Raw genomic sequence first — 18,425 nt, forward strand, 5'->3', positions numbered from 1 at the left:
TTGCCGAATATCTGATGTTTCAGGGGCGCTTGAAGCTACCCCGGGCGTTGTATTGGGAGAGGCGCTAGAACGTCTCAGAAGGGTGGAAAAGCCCCTGTAATAGCCCGTTTCGACTTAGGGAAAGGTGATACCGAGGCGTTGAACCAATCGGCTCACTGTCATGGGGGTGAACTCAGCACCACGGCTAGTCTTGATCGACTGATTGTTGAGATAGGCTGCTACCCCAGCAAGAGTTTTGATTCCGTCAAAGCTTGCTGCCTTGATGTGGTTCTTAACAGTCTGAGCGTAAATGTCTGCCTTCTCTACCTTGGCTGCTGTTGCTGCCTTAGGTCCAACCTTATGAGCCTCCTTACGACCAGCATCACGCCTTTCAATCTTAGCCTGAGCCGATGCATCCCCATTTTCAGCACGTTGCTTCAGCGAGCCTAGAGCGTCTTTGGTGCGTTGGCTTATGAACTCTCGTTCCTGCTGTGCAAGTGCGGCGTAAATGTGAAGCTGGAAAGCATCAGCGTCTGGCATTGTGGCGACCTTGAAGGAAGCCCGTTTCATCAGACCCGCGATGTGTTCAACATCACGTGAGATACGGTCGAGTTTTGCCACTACGAGGATTGCACCAGCCTCCTTAGCCGTGTTCATTGCCTTGATGCATTCAGGGCGATCTGTTGGCGCTATCGTGCCCGATGCGGTATCAACGAATTCAGCGATGATTTCCCAGCCTTTCGCCTTAGCTGCAAGGGCGATGTAGTCACGCTGAGCTTCCAGACCCAAGCCCGACTCGCCTTGTTTGACTGTACTGACTCGAAGATAGCTGACTACTTTCATGGTGGTGATTCCCGTCAATTCCTGTTGATGGGTCGATCATATCATATCGCAGACGAACGTCAATGGAATGATATGACTGGTTTTCACTACAGCCAGCGCTTGATGGAACCCTCTTGCAGTGGCAATCTGCCTTACACTTAGGCATGTAACGTCTTCTGCCAAACCATGGAAGGCCCGTAAGATGGAATTTTTCTATGTGCTCCTGATCACGTTCGTAATCTACTACGTGGCTGAGTTTTGGAGGTGGCTTCGCTCCAATCAACCTTGGGTGATCAAAAAAGTGAATCCTTTGGTTGGGCGTTTTGCTGATAGGGCTGAAACGGTCCCTGTCGATTATGAGGAAGACGATTATGAGGAAGAGGTGAGCTACCCATTGTCCGTCCGAGAAAGGAAGGAACAGCACACCCAACGTCGGGAAGCGGAAGCTGCATCAAACAACCAAAGAAACGAAGAGATCTTTCGAGCTTACAAAAGCATCTTGAGGGAAAGTCTTGCAGCGACGCATTCTCTTGATTTCAATACGCTGTATGACTATGTGCCGCTACCTATCTCTTCTGTCCCCGCTGAACTTGTACAAGCCGCTTCGCTACCAAAGGTAGAAAACTACAGGAAAAGCAAGATCAGGGAGTCGTTAAGCAGATTTTATCCAGGCCATGAAAGACGGCAAATTGATGCCGATGAAGAGCAATCTTATCTTTATCATCATGCTGTAGTCGCCTGGGAGCAAGGCGAACAGAGCCGGATCGCCTCTCTACTGTTGCACAAGACTGAATTTGAAAGACAGCTTTCTGAAGCCGTTGCCCATAATGAATCTGTACACCAAAAACGCGATAGACTCTCCCATAATTATTTGGCCGGTGATGAGTTCGTTGTTGCGGCTTATGCCAAAAAAATACTTGAGGCTTCTCCTTACCCCAAGTGGCTATCTCGAAAAATAAAAACCGTTTACGCCAGCGCTTCTAAGCAGTTGATAGTCGACTTTGATCTACCTAGGGTTGAAGTGGTGCCCCATTCCGGTGATTTTAGATTTGTAAAAGCCAGCGATAAGATAGTCAGTAGGAACAGAAAACAAAAAGACATTGACGATGACTACACTGGGCTGATTTCCGCTATCGCCTTGAAAGCGCTCTATGAGGTGTTTGAGTCAGACAGGGGAAGCCTGATAGAGGTTTGCTGTTTCAACGGCTATCTGGACACGATAGACCGGTCAACGGGCATCAAAGTCAGGCCATGCTTGATATCGACCAGGGTGACGAAAGAGAAATTTCAGCAAATTGATCTGGCTCATGTCGATGCTAGATTATGTGTCCGAAACCTTGGCTCCCATGTATCTGGGAGTGCTTCGGATTTGCAAGCTGTAAAACCTATTATAGAATTCAATATGAAAGACCGTCGCTTTGTGGAACAGGGAGATTTGTCCTTCTTAACGTCAGCTCAGAATCTCATGGATCTAAACCCGTACGAGTTTGAGAAGCTGATAGTTAAGCTATTCCAAGACATGGGGCTGGATGCTAAATTAACGCAGTCATCAAGAGATGGAGGAGTTGACTGTGTTGCCTATGATCTTCGTCCAATTATTGGCGGTAAAGTAGTTATTCAAGCTAAGAGGTATAGACATACCGTTGGAGTTTCAGCGGTACGAGATTTGTATGGGACCATGAGGCACGAAGGGGCGAACAAGGGTATTTTGGTCACAACAAGCGGTTACGGCCCCGATGCATTCAATTTTGCAAAAGATAAGCCTATTGAATTAATCGACGGTGGTGGATTGCTGCACTACCTTCAAGAAGTAGGCGTGAATGCACGAATAGTTATGCCAATGGAATAAGCTCAGTGCCTGCGTAGGTCAGCTCGTAGGTGTTAACAAATGCAGGGAATGCCCCAGAGTCCCATGGCCCACCAACGGCTATGCCACTAACGAACACAGCGCCATTTATCCAGCTCCGTGACATCGCAGTAAGCCCGTAATATAAGCCTACGGCTTCGCTGGGAGTGACTTCAGATTCAATCTGCACTGACCAGCGCCCGGACCTATCTAGATACTGCCAGCGCTCTTTAAGTGGCGAGAACAGGCTAATAGAAGGCTTTGTGTTGCTGTCTGGATTGTCTGTTGAACTCTTTAAGATGAACCAGTAAAAATACGTCATTGGCTACGGCCTTGCAGCATTTTGATTCGAGCATCTAAAATTCTAACGTGTGCTTCCATATCGTTATTTACCCTGTCTTGCCTTTCAGCAGTATTATTAATTTTCTGTTCGATGTAGTGAGCCAGTGAATCCATTCTCTGCCGGATCGCATCATCACTACTATGGTCAGCCTTCGCTGTGATCAAAGCAAATGTCAGCAATGAAATACAGATAACACTTATGAGTCCGAACAGGCCTAAGACGGCAATTGCAACATTATTCAATCTCTAATCCTTCTTATTTGATATCGTTTTAACTTATTATTCCTCTGCGCGTTATAATATTACATTATTGGCGGAGAAATGCATCGTGCTAAACAGTTGGAGTCAATAATCCAACAAACATGCAGGGTGTAAAGGAGTGGGAAGACTTATGCCTCCCAATCTCCTGTTAGCTCGATTCCTGCTTGCTTAATCCTGTTTAGGGAATCTCTTCAATAGTATCTCCTTGGTGTGATCTACAGGTTCTGTAGGCTTGCTCGCTTCAAGCAACAGATCTACATAGACTTGAATCTCATCATCTGACAGCTTTGGCTTTACAGCGGCTACTGGTTCAGCAGGCTTTGGGGCGTTTGCAGTCTTGCTGAAATACTGGGCGCTTAGAAGTTTCTCTTCGCGGGTCTTTGGAAATAACACATTCTTCATCATATTGTAACTCCGTACTTATTGGATTAATTGGTGTTGAGGTTCTGGAATACTTCCTGAGCTTCAGCCAAAGCAGCGGCCATTTCCTTCTCTTCTTTTACTTGAAGAGCCTTGGCTTCTTTTGCTTTCTTTTGATCGAACAACTGCTGAGCCAGGAGCTGAATGTTTCGTTCCTTGTCTGCTTCCAGTTCAAGTTCGTATTGCGCTTTCACCTCTTGTTCAATTCGCTGAAGCTCTTCTTCCAGATTTTCTTTCTCAAAACATACGAGCAGATATCCGTTCAGGTTTTGAGGGGTGCGGAACTGACTGAGTTTTCGTCCTTTCTGTGCCATTTCCATAATCTTTGGAACTGCAAGAGATACGGGCAAGTGAATAGTTTCCAATGCTGCCGCTGAGCTTTTGAAACTGAAGATGGCGTTCTTCAATCGTTTATCAAATACTTCCTGATCGAACTGGAAGCTTTGAAGGCTAACGTGTTGTTTGGTACTGGTCATATATTATTTCCTTCTATGGTTAAGATGCCTTTACGGCTTTGTGTAGGCAAAGAGATTGCCTGTATCGCTCTTATTGCAAGAGCAGATTCTTTTGTGTTAATTGTCTGAGAGCCTTGATATATAAGGCTTAGAGTGTGAAGTGTGAATCAGTTGTACTATCTAGTAGGGTGTTGTTAGAAGTCGCAGAAAATAGGTTCGATGTGCTTCTTTATCCGTGGGTTGTTTGGGTTAGGGACGTAATCGTCCTCTATCTGAATATTGATCGTTGAATAATCATGTTCGTCTGTACATGTTTCGTATCCAAAGCTCTCAAAAATCGCCATTTCCCTATCGGCTTCACGAACCTTTTCAAGATATTCATATTCTTGAATGCTGTTACACACTCCCACAGCCAATATAGCCTTTTGAATCACAGGCACCTGAGAGTAGAAATTAGCATACTGATCTCTAAACGCTGATTGCATGCTGCTATTACTACGGCTGTAGTCAGGGGTCATTGCGGGAACGTGTAGATACTTGCGCAGAGTGTTCAAGATCATCTTTCTATCAAGTGGTGCTCCTTGCATCGTCTGGAAAGTCTGAAAGGCGATGAAATCCCGAAAGTCAGAAGCATCCATTCCGTCGCGAAGCTCTGCCGGGTTCCAATACACGCCGTAAGGGCGATCTAGAATTGAAGCTAGGCCATCTTGCTCGTCCTGCCGGCTCAGCCACGCTCCAGCGACAGTTAGCACGGGAATGAGGAAAGCTATGTCGTCTCTGTGTTTGCCGTGTGGGAGCTGCTTAGAAAGCCTTACAGCCTCATCCAGCGCTACGACGATTGATCGCTTGGTAGAAAGATCCATTTGATAGACCTCTTTCTCTTCAAACGCAGCCCTGATCTTCCTTAGCTCCGTCATGCCCATGCGCTCAAGCTTCGCTAGCGTGTGAACACAGCCCGTCACGTTCTTATGAATCCATTTAGCCAACGACAGCCGTTGACTTGTGCGAATAGGATTAACCTTGGCATATTCGATCAATACTGGCCCTAGATACTTCTGCACCTTCTGTAGGATTTTCGGATCAGGCATGTCTTCAGAAATCAACCAGCGGGATTGGAGATTAAAGCGACTGATGTCCAACCCCACGTTCTGATAAAATTTCGTGCTGTGAACTTGATTCGCTAAGCTAGGGCCGATGAACAGGTTATGAGGATGAAGCAGACCTACTGTGTTTTGACCTTTAACCGGCTGGATATGGCAGAGATGAAACTTACTTCTCTTCTTTTCAAAATCGAAGTCGTATGTTTTGTATTTGTAGTTGCGGAGTTCGAAAAGCTGTTCAAGTGTTTCTACTGTATGAGAATGCAAGCACTCGACTGTACCCGCTCGTCTAACCTCTCTTGCAATCCAAAGCCACTCTTCAGATACAGGTAATTTTACAACTCGTTTCTCTGCAAGCTTCTGACGTTTTTCTTTTGTTTTACAGATCTTCTGAGCGGTTCTGCAGTCTTCACCGCAATATTTGCTTTTGACCTGGGCTGTGACATATGGATTATTGCAGTGCAGGCATGTTCTGTTTCTTGTGATGGTCATGTGTATCCTCACTAGGGGATTGTTGTTTTAAGAGTTGCATGAGGTGGAACAATGCTACGTTAGCTGTATGTGTTGGTGATTTATGACCATACATATCCATAAGCTTCAATAGCAATTCACTCGCCTCTTGAGAGAGACTTACTTTTATCTTTGGCATTCTTATTACCTGTTGAATGGCTAGAGGCCTTTAAATATCAAGGTTTGAGGTGGATGTAGGAATCATCTATACTATCTACCGCAGCTTACTAAACTCTTTCTTCAGTTCTTGGTGTAGGAAGTATCGACGTACAACGGCTTGCACAGTCTTAGTGAAGCTTTCATAGTCGCGGGCTTCTTCTTCCAGCAAAGCAATCAAATCTAAGGGAAGAGCAATTCGAATTACTTTTGTGTCATGGCTGGCTTGTGTCATTTTTAATTCCTTCTGCAATGTATTTGTTTACCAGTTCGCTAACGCTGACGTTTTGTCGCAAACTGAGCCCTTGAAGACCGGCGAGAAGGCAAAGCTCAATTAGCAGTGTCTCTTTCGTGTAGCATTTATCGTTTATGTAGATATTGTTTCTCATGTAAAAACCTCTAATACGTCTTGAAGAGATGTATCAAACGTCTTGAGAGCATCAGGAGTTCTCAATGTCTTCAAGGTTGCGTTAATTTGCTCTCTTACCTTTTTACGCAAGCCGTAAATACGGACCACGCACAAATTGGAACAGTATTTATGGTTTGCGTTGGTCGGTTCAAAGTCAGCGTTACAAACTAAGCATTGGTTCATAGGTTTCTTCCTCGGCTGGTGTCTCATGGGTGGCTTCAAGTTCTTTCTTGTACAGTGAGATGATGTCATTCGTGTTCAGACCAAGCTTGACTCTTCGTTTATGCATTTTCGAATGACAGAGATTTGAGCAGGCGTACTTGTTGTTTCTTGCGCATTTCATAAGGGAGTGACAAACGATGCAGGGCCTAATTGTTATAGGCATGGGTATTTCTCCAAAGGGAATTGGTGAGCTAAATTGTGGGTGGAATAAAAGATTTAAATCAAAAAACAAACCACACTCGGCCTACATTGCTAGCACGAGATGTGGTTTGAAACTCAAGGAGTTTTTTAATGAGGTGACATTGCAAGAAGGAACAATATCAACTCACATTGACCTGCGGGAGCAAACTCTAATAAGCACCATCAGGTCGATGTTTTTTATAACGAGGGGTAAGCGAGAGGATGGAGCTGACTTAATAAAAGAGAGAGGCAGATTTTTTTCATCTCTGCTTTCTTCCCTTTCTCATCTTATTATACTAAATAAAACTCGATTTTGTACAGATACAGTTAAACAAAGTTAAACTTATATTACCAGTACAGTTGGGCTAGAGTATCTAAATTACATGAATCTAGGCTTGCGCTTAATAAAAACTGCCAGTCCATAAAGAATATCAAACTTTAAAGCTAATTACTTATCTAGTTGCGACAACTAGTTGCAATTGTACGACGAATATAACCACTTCTTAAGGGCACGTACCTAGCCGAACCATAAAAAGGCCAGCTAACACGAAAGAATAAACTAGCGAGGGCATCCATTCTACAGTATTAAACAAGTTTTGGGAATTGGTTGGTTTAAATAAAGTTTCAGTGGAAGAGCTAGCCTTCAAAACGACGTTAACCTCAAAACCAACCACGGACACGGGTTTAAGCTGGAAACGTCTCCAACCTTTAAAAACTCCCCCGAAATACCGTGATCACATACGTTTAAATGCACGGCCCTTGCTCTATTTCGTGACGATCTACCCAGAGTCAATTCGCAAGGTGTTATGAAGGAGGTATCACGTCAAATTAAATTTGTACGAAAGTAGCTCAATCACTTTGGTCTTTTGTTCAAGGCTTGGCCCTGCCGAATATAGGTCGAAGGTGATCATTCCGGTTTCATGACCAAATAATGCAGGCATCACTGATACATCTGCTCCGGCCCGATGCACCTCAGTGATTGCGGTTTTGCGAATTGAGTGCAGCACAAATGATTTATCAAATTTTGCAGCAGTCTTTAGACGTCCAAAGCGTTTTCCTACAGCATCAAGTCGGTTGCCATATTTGTTGGTTTCCCCAAGCGCTCGACCTTTTAGCAGGTATCCGTCTTCTGATGCATCTAATAGGGACTGAACAAGCGGGGCAATGGCGATATGGATCGGAACCTCACGGACACCGGCCTCTGTTTTGCTCTCTAAAATTGAGAAGGCAATCGGAACATTATCTTTGAGGGTGATGGTGTCGCGGTGGACTCGACCTATCTCCTCAAGCCTTGCCCCTGTGTAGGCGGCTAGGGCGATCAGGTCAGCCAGCGGCTTGTCTTCCTTCTCCAAGGCAGCAGCGTGCAATCGCTCCACGTCCTTGCGACTGAATACAGCCCAACTGACTGACTCACCTTTGACCACGGGTAGGTCGTGTTTTTCAAATGGGGAGGGCTGGCCTTTGTACTGCTGACGCCAGTCTTCATCATATTTGATGGCCCATTTCCAGAACGTGTTACCTGCCCATATATGCTGCTTCTTGGTCTTGGATGTGAGCGGTACACCTTTAGTGTCTGTGAGCTGATCCAGATAGGCAGACACAAGGTCAAAGCTGATGGGTAGCCCTTGCTGCCGTACATAGGCACTGAATAGCTCTACGCGCTTCACTAAGGTGTCGATGGTCTTGGGATCTTTGCCAACCTTCTCAAGAAACGCCCTCAGCTTCAGCACACGGGCTGGAGTGATGGGTGATTTGGGCTTATAGCTTTGAGGATCGGTGGCAAGCTCCTGCATGTCCTGACGCTCATCCGGCGATAGGTCGTAATACTCGGCTGTGATCTCCATGTGCAGCTTTGCAAAGGCATCTGAGATTTTCGCCCCAAGGTCAGCGCCTTGCCCCGGCGTCATCTTCTGGCTCAGACCTTCCAGGTACTCGTTGTAGGTTTCAATGAACGCTGCGACCGGACCCTCCATGCCTCCGTCATATAGCTCCTTAAGAGTCGGAGCCAGCGATTCCGTATATGCCAGTATGTCTTGGGATGGAGTGGCATCCTTGGAGCGAGGCAGGAAGAGGGTTGGAATCCATTTTTCCTTGCTTGCTTGATTCCGTCGGGTCAGGTCTTGGATTTCCTCTTTCCATTCATCCCGCTGTGACAGCTTCCTGTCTCTGGCAGCGTTGATATCGGCTTTCCATCTAGCGAGCCAAGCTAGGCGGCGTTCCATGGCCTCAGAGCGTAGGCCTGTCTTCAGCGATTGGATTAGCACCTTGCGATTGTCAAAGGCCAACTGCACGTCTTTAGGAATGTCGAGACGTACATACCAAGTGGATTCGCCTTTCTTTTGGAAAATATGGTCTGCCATGAGTCGCCCTCGGATGAGAGCTGAATTCTACTACTATTTTCTACTACTATACGAGCTTAAGGCCCTGTAATACCGTGGTTGCTGGGGTGGGTAGATGGTTTTCGAGAGTCCCTATCTCTCCGCCATTATTGAATAAGACTAAGCCCCTGAAATTGTTAAAGATTTCAGGGGCTTTTTCGTTTCTGGCATTTCGTTCCGGGCGCTCTTTGCTATCGAAGCTGAACTCTCGCCTGGATCACCCACAATCCCAGCAAAGTCAGAACAGCAAAGCCCCCACCCATCAAGAACGTGCCTTGGAAGCCTACCGTGTCCCACAGTGCCCCGGCGATGACGCTGGCCAGCAGCAAGGCCAACCCGGTCAACAGATGGAACATGCCAAATGCCGTCCCGCGCAGTTCAGCAGGCGCGCAATCGGCGATCAGGGCGGCGAATATCCCTTGGGTAAACCCCATGTGCAGCCCCCATAGAACGACGCCGACGACCAGGCCTTCGATACCTGGCGCGAACGCCAGAGTCAGGTCGGCAGCAATCAGCAAGATCAGGCCTACGCCGAGCACCGCCACGCGGCTGACACGATCAGACAAGGCTCCGGCGGGATAGGCTGACAGTGAGTACGCCACCCCCATCAGGACAAGCACCGCTGGCGCCCACATCGGCGCGAGCCCGACGGCCTGACCGCGCAGAATCAGAAACGCTTCGCTGAAACGCGCCAGGGTGAACACCGCAGCGACACCCATCACCCACCAGTAGCCTGCGCCCAGTCGGGCCAATTCCCGCCGGCTCAAAGGCGCACGCACCCGGCGCGTGCCTTCCACTTGTTTGGGCTCATGAACGAACACCAGCAGCACCGCGACGGCAAGGAAGGCCGGGATGACGGCCACCCAGAACACAGTCTGGAAGTGATTCGCGGTTAGCCACATCAATCCGATCGCCAGCAACGGCCCCAGGAATGCACCCACGGTATCCAGCGTTTGCCGCAGGCCGAAAGCTGCCCCCCGTATCTCGGGCGGCGTGATGTCGGCCACCAATGCATCGCGCGGGGCGCCGCGAATACCTTTGCCAATGCGGTCGATAAAGCGAGCCCCGATCAGCCAGTCCAGCGAGCCCGCCAAAGGAAAGATCGGTTTGGACAGTGCCCCCAGCCCATAGCCCAGCGCCGCGAGCAGTTTGCGCTTGCCCAGTCGATCACTGAGTGCCCCGGAGAATACCTTGGTGATCGAGGCTGTAGCCTCGGCTATGCCTTCGATGAGACCCACGGCCAAAACGGAGGTACCCAGTACTGTCACCATATAGAGCGGCAACAATGCATGGATCATCTCTGAGGAGATGTCCATCAGCATCGAGACGAAGCCCAACGCCCAAATGCCACCAGGCATGGTGCGCCAGACATTGCCGGTTGACGCCTTCTCGATTGGCGCAGTAGTCGAAATGCCATCCGACTTGTCAGTGGTTTTCATCATGGGCCTCGAAAGCCTGTTTGGCATAAGGCAGCTTATAGCGCCTCGTGATCCCACATCTGCTTTTTCTGGCTTACGTTGTAACCCTGGTCATTAGCTATCATGCAATACAGAGCAAATCACCGGATGACGGGGGAATGCATGAACAGATGGCGACGGTTTTGGGTGTTTGTGAAGCTGGTGGCAGCATTTGCGGCTTGCCTGACCGTTGCTGTTCAGGCTTTTAACTACATGTTGGAAAGCCCCGACGCAGCGCAGATGCACCCCTTGAGCATTTTGGTGGTTGGACTGATCTTTGGCTTCATTACCTATGGAATCCTTTCACTGATTGAAAGGGCTGTACGGGGTTTCCTGCCCCATCCTGACCCGGCTCAACCTCAAACAGAACTTGAGGAAGATGCCGTGCTGATGGAAGAACAGCCTTTGGCCCTGTCAGCTGACGATTCAACTCAGCAGAAAAATCAGTGAACAGTCTGTATGGCAAGGATTACTGGGCGATCACCCAAGGCTCGAATCAGGGTTTTTGTGTCGGACCAGACAGCACCGCAGCGTAAGAAAAATATGCCTCTTCAAGGGAAAAGTTACTCAGCGCAGTCACCCAATTTACCGCCCCCCGAATCTATTGGTCGTCCCGCCAATCAAGGCTGGATCTGCGAAACATCCCCTGACATTGAAAGACTCTGCCTCAAAAAAACCTCATCTACTCTGGTTTCGCAGATCACTGATCTGCCGTCATCAGCAATCGCAAGGAGCGAGCAATGTATTTTGAGATTTACAGGCAAACCCGCGGCATCGCACAGACAGGCAAAGGTCAATGGCGGTGGCGTTTGAGGGCGGGAAATCATGAAACGATTGCCAGCGGGGAGGCTTACGTCAACAAGTCTGATTGTGTGCATGCCATCAGTTTGATCAAAGGGACCCACCTTCAGACGCCGGTCAAGGAAATCTAGGCTTCAGGTGGTGAAGCTGCTCGGTCAGAGCAGCTTCGTTTTTATCGGGCGGCTTTATGGTTGTGAGTGGCCCAGTTTTCGTTTGATCAGGTCGTAGACATCCTTGTGAGTGGAGTTGTGCAGGGAATTATCCTTGCAGGCCGACCTGAGGAACGTTTTTACCTCTTCCTTTGCGTGAGGGTAAAGGCCGGCGACGTAATCGGCTTCATGGTCCTGGGTGCAGTTGAAGTGTTTGTCGTCTTTCGCTTTATCTCTAGCCATGGGTAGGCTCCCTTGAGTTCAATGGTTTTCGATGGCCAGGGCCGTTTTGCCCCAAACGTTGCTGAGCTTAGTGGCGCAAGCGAGTCCCGCCATACGAGCAACGAAATCAGGAACGGGATGTAGGATTGGTCGGGTGTCTGCATTTTCGTTAAACGGAATGTGCTTGAGTCGCATAGACGCCGATTGCGACAGCTACCTAAACTGTCATCAGATTTGGGAGCGGGGTCAGTGGATGAATCGTAACGAACTACGCAAGGCCGACATCAACCTCATGGTGGTATTTGAAACGCTGATGCTCGAACGCAACGTCACCCGGGTGGCGGAAAAGTTGTTTCTCGGCCAGCCGACCATCAGTTCGGCGCTCAATCGCTTGCGCACGATGTTCAATGACCCGCTGTTCATACGTGTCGGGCATCGTATGGAGCCGACGGCGCGGGCCGAGGAGATTATTCTGCACCTGTCGCCGGCGCTGGATTCGTTGTCGGTGGCGTTGAGCCTGACCCATGATTTCGACCCCGCCAGCAGCACCATGACGTTTCGTATCGGGCTGTCGGACGATGTCGAGTTTGGCCTGCTGCCGCCGTTGCTGCGTGCCTTGCGCCAGGAAGCCCCGAAGGTGGTGTTCGTGGTGCAGCATGTCGATTACTGGCGGATTCCGGATTTGCTGGCGTCCGGCGATATCACCGTTGGTATCAGCCAGACTCGCGGGCTGCCAGCCAACGCCAAGCGCAAGTTGTTGCGTCACATCCTGCCCAACATTTTGCGCGCCGACGCATCGGACACACCGTTGACGCTCGATGAATATTGCGCGCGACCGCACGTGCTGGTTTCCCACACCGCCAATGTCAGTGGTTACGCCGATGAGTGGTTGGCGGAGATTGGTCGTACGCGCCAAGTCGTCCTTTCCGTGCCGCAATACAGCTCGCTACCGGCCTTGCTGGCCGGGACCGATCTGATCGCCAGCCTGCCGGATTACGCCGCCGAAGCGATGGCCGCGTCCGGCCAGTTGTTCAAGGAACCGTTCCCGTTCAAGACGCCGACCCTGGATCTGTCGATGGTCTGGCTCAGTCATGTCGATACCGACCCCGCCGAGCGCTGGTTGAGGTCGCGGCTGGAGGCGTTCATGAGTGAACGCGCCCTTTTACCGCCCGAGTGAGTAGGGCGATGCTGTGTTATATGTACGACCTTTCTGCCCACTTTCAGGAGCTCAGTCATGCCTCACCTGCACATGGAATACACCGCCAACTTGCCCGAGCTCAATGCCGACGTGGCGTTGATCCGGCTCAACAATGCGTTGGTGGCTTCCGGTCAGTTTGCTGCCGAATACGACATCAAGAGCCGAGCGGTGAAGGTTGAGACGTTCAAGGTCGGCACGGTGTCAGGTGAGCGAGCCTTTGTGCATGTGAAACTGGCACTGTTGAGCGGTCGCTCAGCGCAGATCAAGAAGCAGTTGTCCGAAAGTTTGCTGGCTGTGGTGCAGGAACTGTGTGATTGGCCAACGGACATTGAAGTCCAGTTGGCCGTGGAAATCCTCGACATCGATCGAGAGTCCTACACCAAGATTGCCATCAGCCACTGAGTTTCAGGCCATTTCCTGCTCGGTGCAGGCCTTGACCACTTGCTCGCGCAGCCAGGTGTTGGCGCTGTCCTGATCGACATTCTGGCTCCACTGCATGTCGAGGCTGAAACCCGGCAAGCCGTTGGGCGCTTCGCAGTGATTGAAGATCGTGTCGTTGGCCAGCAATTGCTGGATACGCCGAGGCAGGGTCAGGATGAAGTCGGTGCCGGTGATCATCTTCAGTGCCGCGCTGTAGCTGTTGGAACGCGCGACGATCTGCCGTTTTTGCGCCTGCTGGGCCAGCCAGCCGTCGACCATGTTGGTGGTGGAAGTCCAGGGTGTCGGGAACACGTGCCGGCGTTCGACGAAGGCTCGCAGGCTTAAACGCGGCTCCGGCGGTGTGGCGCGTTTATCGAAGACACAGACCAGGTCATCCTCCAGCAGTATCCGGGATTTGAAATCACCGTGATTGCGATGAAAGTTCGGGCCGAAGCAAATCACCAGGTCGAGGCTGCCGTCGCGCAGCTCTTCAGCCGGGATGTCGGTTTCGAACTTGTGCATGTTGACCATCACTGGCAGGTCGGCGAAATCGAAGCTTTTCAACAGGCGCGGCAGGATCAACTGCTCGAAGTATTCCGGTGCACAGATATTGAAGGTGACTGGTTGCAAGGTGGGGTCGAATGCTGGCGCGCCGGCGTGACACAGGTTGATGCTTTCGAGGATCTTCAGCACGTGGGCGTACATGGTGCTGGCTTTGTAGGTAGGGCGCATGCCCGCGCGGGTATTGATGAACAACTCGTCTTCGAAACTGGTGCGCAGCTTTTTCAGGCAGTAACTCACGGTGGACTGGCTGACGCAGAGTGCCTCGGATACACCGCTGACGCTGCTTTGCTCATACACGGCGATAAATACCATGAGGTCCTGCATATCGAGCTTTCTAAGCAAGTTACTGTTCAACATCCGCTTCGTCTCGCTGTGCTCCTTGCGCTGACTGTGCGCAAACTTGTGCGAGCGATCCTAACGGAACGATGGTGCCAGGAGAATGCCTTGTAGGAGTTTTCATGGAAAGTTGTGGGGCGATTCCAGAGTCCTTCAGCCCTGAACGGCTGCGGGCACCCCGCGGCGGCTGGACATCAGCAGTGCCCACATACCGACTCCCACCAACAGCGCGCCGATGATTTCCAGCGGCAGTGGCGACTGACGTAACCAGAACCAGTGAAACAATGTGAGGAGCAGCGTGCTCAGGTAAATGTAGGAAATGACCGAGGAAGGGGCGATGACGCCGATGGCCCGATGCAGCAACCAGAAGGTCGCCAGCGTGGCGAACACCGCCAGGTAAATCAGCCACCAGAAATCACTCACGGTCAGCAATGACGCCGATCGCCAGCCGCCGCTGAATCCGCAGAGTGCCAGCAGAAACAGCGCGCCGAACAGCATGTTCCAGAAAGTCATGCCCTCCGGGCCGCGACCCTTGAGGCTGCTGGCTTTGAGCCGTTGACTCAGGGGCGAGTAGAGCGCCATCGCCAGGCAACCGACGCCATACACCGACACTGCATACGGCGAAGGCAGTTCACCAGGGCCTGCGCCTTTCAAAACCAGCAACACGGCCCCGCCAGCGGCAATCAGCATCGGCAGCACCCGCTGTTTCAGATTGCTGTCGGGCATCAATATGGCTTCGAACAGCAATGTCAGCAGGGGCACCAAGGTGAACATCGTTCCGGTGTTGACGGCCGAGGTGTAGCGCAGTGCCTCGAACAGCGAGCCGAAATACACCGCCAGTAGCAAACCGAGCATGGCGTGGCCGAACAGTCCGCGGGCGGTCATGGCGGTATCGCCCTTGATCAGCAGCAGCGGCAAAAACACCAGGGCGCAGAACAGCAGGCGCAAAGCGGTCAGCAGGATCGGGTCGATGGCCTGGCTGACCTGCGCTGCCGCAGAAAACGAAGCAGCGATCAACAACGCCCAGAGCAGCATGCCGACGTGAGCGGCGACGAAACCGGTGTGTTTCATGGCGGGGTGTCCGGGTCAGTGAATGTGTTGGGCGTAATGCCGTGGGTCGAAGCGCAAGACCATCAGGATCATCAGTGCCATAACGCCGGTGAGTGACCACCAGGCCCATTCGAAGCTGCCGAGCTGGTCGCGGATCAACCCGGCAATCAGCGGCGAGAGACCGGCGATCAGGTAGCCGATGCCTTGCACGAATGCGGTCAGGCCGCCGGCACGCTGGGGATTGTCCAGATGATCCAGGGACACGATCAGGCTCATCGGGAACAGTCCGCCAATGCCGAGCCCCAATAGACATGGCCACAACAGACTCAGGTACTTCGGGCTGAGAATGAGCCCGCAGAAACCGGCCATGATCAGCGCCAGCAACACCACGAGCACCACGCGTCGGTCACGGCTGCGGTTGGCGATGGCCGGCGTCAGCAAGCCGGACAACACTTCCATGGCGGTCAAGAAACCCAGCAGCAACCCGGCGTTTTGTTCGCTCCAACCCTTTTCCACGTAGTACGGCGCTAGCCAGGCCAGCACACAGGTGTAGGACGCCGTGCCCAAGCCGAAGAAGATGGCGAGTAACCAGGCGCGGGAATTGCCGAAGAAGGAGCCATTGCGCTGCGCCTGAGCAGGCTGCGCCGGCAGCCTTTCACGTTGCACGCACCAAAACAGCAACGCTACCAGCGCCAGCGCCGCCCAGATCGCCAAGCCTACGCGCCAGCTGCCGGTGCGGATCATCACCAGCGGTGCAAACGACGCCGCAATCGCTGCGCCGCCCATGATCGACGTGACGTAGAGCCCCATGCACACGGAAACGTTGTCGCTGAAGCGGGATTTGATCAGCGCCGGCATCAATGCCTGGATCAGCGCGATACCGATACCCGCCAGCACGGCACTGAGGATCAGTTCGGCCGCTGAATCGAGGAACAACCGCGACACTGTGGCCACTCCGATGATCAGCAGCGAGAGCACCACGGTGCGTTGTTCGCCGATTCGTTGGCTGACGCTCAGCCCAAAGAACATCGCCAGCCCCATCGCCATCACTGGCAGCATGGTCAACAGCGAGGCCAGGCTGAAACTCAGTGCAATGTCACCGCGAATCGCTGACAGCAAAGGACCCACGGCGGCCATGGACGGCCGCAGGTTCAGGGCGACAAGAATGATGCTGAGCATCAGCCAGAGGGCGGGGCGGGAGGTTGCGCGAACGTTTTCCATCTATCAGACCTTGAATGACAAGGCGCCGATTAGGCGCGCGAGGTTTGCGGGCCGCAAATCAGAAAGTCCGAAGAGGTATTTAGAAATTAAATAGTTCTGCTGCGACGCGAGCCCCAATGTGAATGTTTAGCCAACCTGCAACCAAAGTTCTTCAAATCCCGATTGAACGACTTAACCTCCCGTGTGACGCTGCGGGTCATCTGTTCTCTGCGGTTTTTTCTATGGACGGTTGTCCCGTCGCACTTCCCTCCGAATTAGCCTTTTGGGCGCTGTGGCACTGCCGTCACGCGCGCCCACCGGATTCCTGCATTCCTCGTTGATTGTTCTTACAGGTCCCGCGCTATCCGCCGGGATCAAAACGGCGACGCCTGTGCGTTTGCCTGACGCGGAAAAAAGAGAATTCCCATGAGTGTTGCCACAACATCCTTCGCCTCCAAGCAAGAAGCCCTGACCTTTCTGGAACAAAACCCGGATATCGAGATGTTCGAGTTGTTCATCCTCGACAACAACGGCGTACCTCGGGGTAAGTTGCTGCACCGCGATGAATTGCTGGCGGTGTACGAAAGCGGGCGGCCATTGCCGAGCACCATTCTTGGCCTGACCATCAACGGCGATGACGTAGAAAACTCCGGCCTGGTCTGGGACGTTGGCGATATCGACTGCCGGGCGTACCCGATCAGCGGCAGTTTGACGCGCATGCCGTGGCGGCTGATTCCTACGGCGGCGGTGCAGGTCAGCATGCACCCGAAGGAGGGCATGCCCGCGACGATTGCCGATCCACGGCATCTGCTGGCGAAAGTCATCGAGGGCTTGCAGGCCGACGGTTATTACCCGGTGATGGCGGCAGAGCTGGAGTTCTACCTGCTGGATCAGCAGCGCGACAGCAACGGTCGGCCGCAGCCGGCGCGGGATGTCGATGGCGGGCGGCCGCGAGGGACTCAGGTCTACGGCTTGCGTGAACTGGAACAGATCGAGCCGTTTCTGGCCGATCTTTATAGCGCCTGCAAACTCCAGGGCATTCCGGCGCGCACGGCGATTTCCGAATACGCGCCGGGACAAGTGGAAATCACCCTCGAACACCGCACCGACGCCTTGCAGGCGATGGACGAAGCGGTGCGCTACAAACGGCTGGTCAAGGGCGTGGCCCACAAACACGGGATGACGGCGTGCTTCATGGCCAAACCGTTCGATGACCTGGCGGGCACTGGCATGCACATGCACGTCAGCCTGGCGGACAAGGACGGCAACAACCTATTCGCCAGCGAAGCCCCGGAAGGTACGCCGCTGCTCAAGCAAGCGGTCGGCGGGATGCTCAGTACGTTGCTCGATTCGTTGCTGCTGTTCTGTCCGAACGCCAACTCTTACCGTCGCTTCCAGACCAACAGCTATGCGCCGCTGGCACCCACGTGGGGCGTGGACAATCGCACCGTGAGTTTGCGTGTGCCCGGCGGGCCGGCGTTTTCCCGGCATATCGAACACCGCATCTGTGGCGCCGACGCCAACCCGTATCTGGCGGCTGCGGCGATTTTGGCCGGGATCCATCGCGGTATTCGCGAACAACTCGATCCTGGTGCGCCGGTGGAGGGCAATGGGTACGCCCAGGCCACGGAACTGTTGCCGACTGACTGGCTGACCACGTTGCGGGCGCTGGAAGGTTCGAGCTGGGCACGGGAAGCGTTCGGCGGTGAGTTCCTCGGCGTGTACCTGGCAGTAAAACGTGCCGAGTATCGACAGTTCATGGGCGAGGTCGGCGAACAGGATTGGCGCTGGTATTTGCATCAAGCCTGAACAGAACCTGAACCATTCTCAAATAAGTTAAAAGTTTTGGCCTAGTGCCACGAGCCAACTAATCGTTGGCTTCTTTTTCACAAAAAATTGATGGTTGGCTGCCTAAAGTTAGTGCTGTCTCGGTAAATGAAATTTTCAC

At 52.1% G+C, this 18,425-nt stretch carries 18 protein-coding genes; 6 read left to right on the top strand and 12 right to left on the bottom strand.

Annotated features, from left to right (window positions below):
- Window positions 1–114: 114 nt before the first annotated feature.
- The gene (locus ACMXYJ_RS08990; RefSeq protein ID WP_415759520.1) at window positions 115–822 is read right to left on the bottom strand and encodes a recombinase family protein; all 708 of its coding nucleotides are present in this window, start codon (window positions 820–822) and stop codon (window positions 115–117) included.
- A 181-nt stretch (window positions 823–1,003) separates the two neighbouring features.
- Here ACMXYJ_RS08990 and ACMXYJ_RS08995 point away from each other — a divergent pair, with 181 nt between their 5' ends.
- Window positions 1,004–2,650 carry a restriction endonuclease gene (locus tag ACMXYJ_RS08995; protein WP_415759521.1) on the top strand — a complete coding sequence of 549 codons (1,647 nt, stop codon included), beginning with the start codon at window positions 1,004–1,006 and terminating at the stop codon, window positions 2,648–2,650.
- Between the two features lie 315 nt (window positions 2,651–2,965).
- On the opposite strand, the gene ACMXYJ_RS09000 is transcribed toward ACMXYJ_RS08995, so the two are convergent.
- The 7 genes from ACMXYJ_RS09000 to ACMXYJ_RS09030 all read right to left on the bottom strand — a co-directional run bounded on the left by ACMXYJ_RS09000 (window position 2,966) and on the right by ACMXYJ_RS09030 (window position 10,519).
- Window positions 2,966–3,232: a hypothetical protein gene (locus tag ACMXYJ_RS09000; RefSeq protein WP_415759522.1), complete on the bottom strand. Its 267-nt coding sequence runs from the start codon at window positions 3,230–3,232 to the stop codon at window positions 2,966–2,968.
- Between the two features lie 186 nt (window positions 3,233–3,418).
- Window positions 3,419–3,655, bottom strand: coding sequence for a hypothetical protein (locus ACMXYJ_RS09005; RefSeq protein ID WP_415759523.1), 237 nt, complete (start codon window positions 3,653–3,655; stop codon window positions 3,419–3,421).
- A 23-nt stretch (window positions 3,656–3,678) separates the two neighbouring features.
- Window positions 3,679–4,146, bottom strand: coding sequence for a hypothetical protein (locus tag ACMXYJ_RS09010; RefSeq protein ID WP_415759524.1), 468 nt, complete (start codon window positions 4,144–4,146; stop codon window positions 3,679–3,681).
- A 173-nt stretch (window positions 4,147–4,319) separates the two neighbouring features.
- A complete protein-coding gene (locus tag ACMXYJ_RS09015) occupies window positions 4,320–5,717 on the bottom strand; it encodes a hypothetical protein (RefSeq protein ID WP_415759525.1) in 1,398 nt (465 codons plus the stop codon).
- A 232-nt stretch (window positions 5,718–5,949) separates the two neighbouring features.
- Entirely contained in the window at window positions 5,950–6,126 is a 177-nt protein-coding gene (locus ACMXYJ_RS09020) for a hypothetical protein (protein WP_415759526.1), read from the bottom strand.
- A gap of 1,394 nt (window positions 6,127–7,520) precedes the next feature.
- Window positions 7,521–9,062 (bottom strand): tyrosine-type recombinase/integrase, encoded by a 1,542-nt coding sequence (locus ACMXYJ_RS09025; protein WP_415759527.1) that lies wholly within the window; start codon window positions 9,060–9,062, stop codon window positions 7,521–7,523.
- A gap of 209 nt (window positions 9,063–9,271) precedes the next feature.
- Entirely contained in the window at window positions 9,272–10,519 is a 1,248-nt protein-coding gene (locus ACMXYJ_RS09030; protein WP_415759528.1) for an MFS transporter, read from the bottom strand.
- 141 nt (window positions 10,520–10,660) lie between these two features.
- Between ACMXYJ_RS09030 and ACMXYJ_RS09035 the strand changes: the two genes are divergently transcribed.
- Entirely contained in the window at window positions 10,661–10,987 is a 327-nt protein-coding gene (locus ACMXYJ_RS09035) for a hypothetical protein (protein ID WP_415759529.1), read from the top strand.
- A 290-nt stretch (window positions 10,988–11,277) separates the two neighbouring features.
- Window positions 11,278–11,469, top strand: a complete 192-nt coding sequence (locus ACMXYJ_RS09040) for a YegP family protein (protein ID WP_415759530.1) — start codon at window positions 11,278–11,280, stop codon at window positions 11,467–11,469.
- A 54-nt stretch (window positions 11,470–11,523) separates the two neighbouring features.
- Here ACMXYJ_RS09040 and ACMXYJ_RS09045 read toward each other — a convergent pair whose 3' ends face one another.
- Window positions 11,524–11,730 (bottom strand): hypothetical protein, encoded by a 207-nt coding sequence (locus tag ACMXYJ_RS09045; RefSeq protein ID WP_074874293.1) that lies wholly within the window; start codon window positions 11,728–11,730, stop codon window positions 11,524–11,526.
- Between the two features lie 232 nt (window positions 11,731–11,962).
- Between ACMXYJ_RS09045 and ACMXYJ_RS09050 the strand changes: the two genes are divergently transcribed.
- Together ACMXYJ_RS09050 and ACMXYJ_RS09055 are read left to right on the top strand one after the other, a co-directional pair.
- Entirely contained in the window at window positions 11,963–12,886 is a 924-nt protein-coding gene (locus ACMXYJ_RS09050; RefSeq protein WP_415759531.1) for a LysR family transcriptional regulator, read from the top strand.
- Window positions 12,887–12,943: 57 nt separating this feature from the next.
- Window positions 12,944–13,309: a 5-carboxymethyl-2-hydroxymuconate Delta-isomerase gene (locus tag ACMXYJ_RS09055; RefSeq protein ID WP_415759532.1), complete on the top strand. Its 366-nt coding sequence runs from the start codon at window positions 12,944–12,946 to the stop codon at window positions 13,307–13,309.
- Between the two features lie 3 nt (window positions 13,310–13,312).
- Here the strand turns inward: ACMXYJ_RS09055 and ACMXYJ_RS09060 are convergent, their stop codons facing one another.
- The 3 genes from ACMXYJ_RS09060 to ACMXYJ_RS09070 form a co-directional block, all read right to left on the bottom strand.
- Window positions 13,313–14,248 (bottom strand): LysR family transcriptional regulator, encoded by a 936-nt coding sequence (locus ACMXYJ_RS09060; protein ID WP_415759533.1) that lies wholly within the window; start codon window positions 14,246–14,248, stop codon window positions 13,313–13,315.
- Between the two features lie 132 nt (window positions 14,249–14,380).
- The gene (locus ACMXYJ_RS09065; RefSeq protein ID WP_415759534.1) at window positions 14,381–15,298 is read right to left on the bottom strand and encodes a DMT family transporter; all 918 of its coding nucleotides are present in this window, start codon (window positions 15,296–15,298) and stop codon (window positions 14,381–14,383) included.
- Window positions 15,299–15,313: 15 nt separating this feature from the next.
- Entirely contained in the window at window positions 15,314–16,498 is a 1,185-nt protein-coding gene (locus tag ACMXYJ_RS09070) for a cyanate transporter (protein WP_415759535.1), read from the bottom strand.
- Window positions 16,499–16,903: 405 nt separating this feature from the next.
- Here ACMXYJ_RS09070 and ACMXYJ_RS09075 point away from each other — a divergent pair, with 405 nt between their 5' ends.
- Window positions 16,904–18,286, top strand: coding sequence for a glutamine synthetase family protein (locus ACMXYJ_RS09075; RefSeq protein WP_415759536.1), 1,383 nt, complete (start codon window positions 16,904–16,906; stop codon window positions 18,284–18,286).
- Window positions 18,287–18,425: the final 139 nt, after the last annotated feature.

The organism is Pseudomonas arabinosi (assembly GCF_047758675.1).
Classification (GTDB): domain Bacteria; phylum Pseudomonadota; class Gammaproteobacteria; order Pseudomonadales; family Pseudomonadaceae; genus Aquipseudomonas; species Aquipseudomonas arabinosi.

Excerpts from the sequence above, each read along its gene's own strand:
- ACMXYJ_RS09020 (WP_415759526.1), bottom strand. The coding sequence starts at position 6,126 with ATGACACAAGCCAGCCATGACACAAAAGTAATTCGAATTGCTCTTCCC.
- ACMXYJ_RS09055 (WP_415759532.1), top strand. The coding sequence starts at position 12,944 with ATGCCTCACCTGCACATGGAATACACCGCCAACTTGCCCGAGCTCAAT.
- ACMXYJ_RS09015 (WP_415759525.1), bottom strand. The coding sequence starts at position 5,717 with ATGACCATCACAAGAAACAGAACATGCCTGCACTGCAATAATCCATAT.
- ACMXYJ_RS09010 (WP_415759524.1), bottom strand. The coding sequence starts at position 4,146 with ATGACCAGTACCAAACAACACGTTAGCCTTCAAAGCTTCCAGTTCGAT.
- ACMXYJ_RS09040 (WP_415759530.1), top strand. The coding sequence starts at position 11,278 with ATGTATTTTGAGATTTACAGGCAAACCCGCGGCATCGCACAGACAGGC.
- ACMXYJ_RS09060 (WP_415759533.1), bottom strand. The coding sequence starts at position 14,248 with ATGTTGAACAGTAACTTGCTTAGAAAGCTCGATATGCAGGACCTCATG.
- ACMXYJ_RS09070 (WP_415759535.1), bottom strand. The coding sequence starts at position 16,498 with ATGGAAAACGTTCGCGCAACCTCCCGCCCCGCCCTCTGGCTGATGCTC.
- ACMXYJ_RS09025 (WP_415759527.1), bottom strand. The coding sequence starts at position 9,062 with ATGGCAGACCATATTTTCCAAAAGAAAGGCGAATCCACTTGGTATGTA.
- ACMXYJ_RS08995 (WP_415759521.1), top strand. The coding sequence starts at position 1,004 with ATGGAATTTTTCTATGTGCTCCTGATCACGTTCGTAATCTACTACGTG.
- ACMXYJ_RS08990 (WP_415759520.1), bottom strand. The coding sequence starts at position 822 with ATGAAAGTAGTCAGCTATCTTCGAGTCAGTACAGTCAAACAAGGCGAG.
- ACMXYJ_RS09005 (WP_415759523.1), bottom strand. The coding sequence starts at position 3,655 with ATGATGAAGAATGTGTTATTTCCAAAGACCCGCGAAGAGAAACTTCTA.
- ACMXYJ_RS09045 (WP_074874293.1), bottom strand. The coding sequence starts at position 11,730 with ATGGCTAGAGATAAAGCGAAAGACGACAAACACTTCAACTGCACCCAG.
- ACMXYJ_RS09050 (WP_415759531.1), top strand. The coding sequence starts at position 11,963 with ATGAATCGTAACGAACTACGCAAGGCCGACATCAACCTCATGGTGGTA.
- ACMXYJ_RS09065 (WP_415759534.1), bottom strand. The coding sequence starts at position 15,298 with ATGAAACACACCGGTTTCGTCGCCGCTCACGTCGGCATGCTGCTCTGG.
- ACMXYJ_RS09030 (WP_415759528.1), bottom strand. The coding sequence starts at position 10,519 with ATGAAAACCACTGACAAGTCGGATGGCATTTCGACTACTGCGCCAATC.
- ACMXYJ_RS09035 (WP_415759529.1), top strand. The coding sequence starts at position 10,661 with ATGAACAGATGGCGACGGTTTTGGGTGTTTGTGAAGCTGGTGGCAGCA.
- ACMXYJ_RS09075 (WP_415759536.1), top strand. The coding sequence starts at position 16,904 with ATGAGTGTTGCCACAACATCCTTCGCCTCCAAGCAAGAAGCCCTGACC.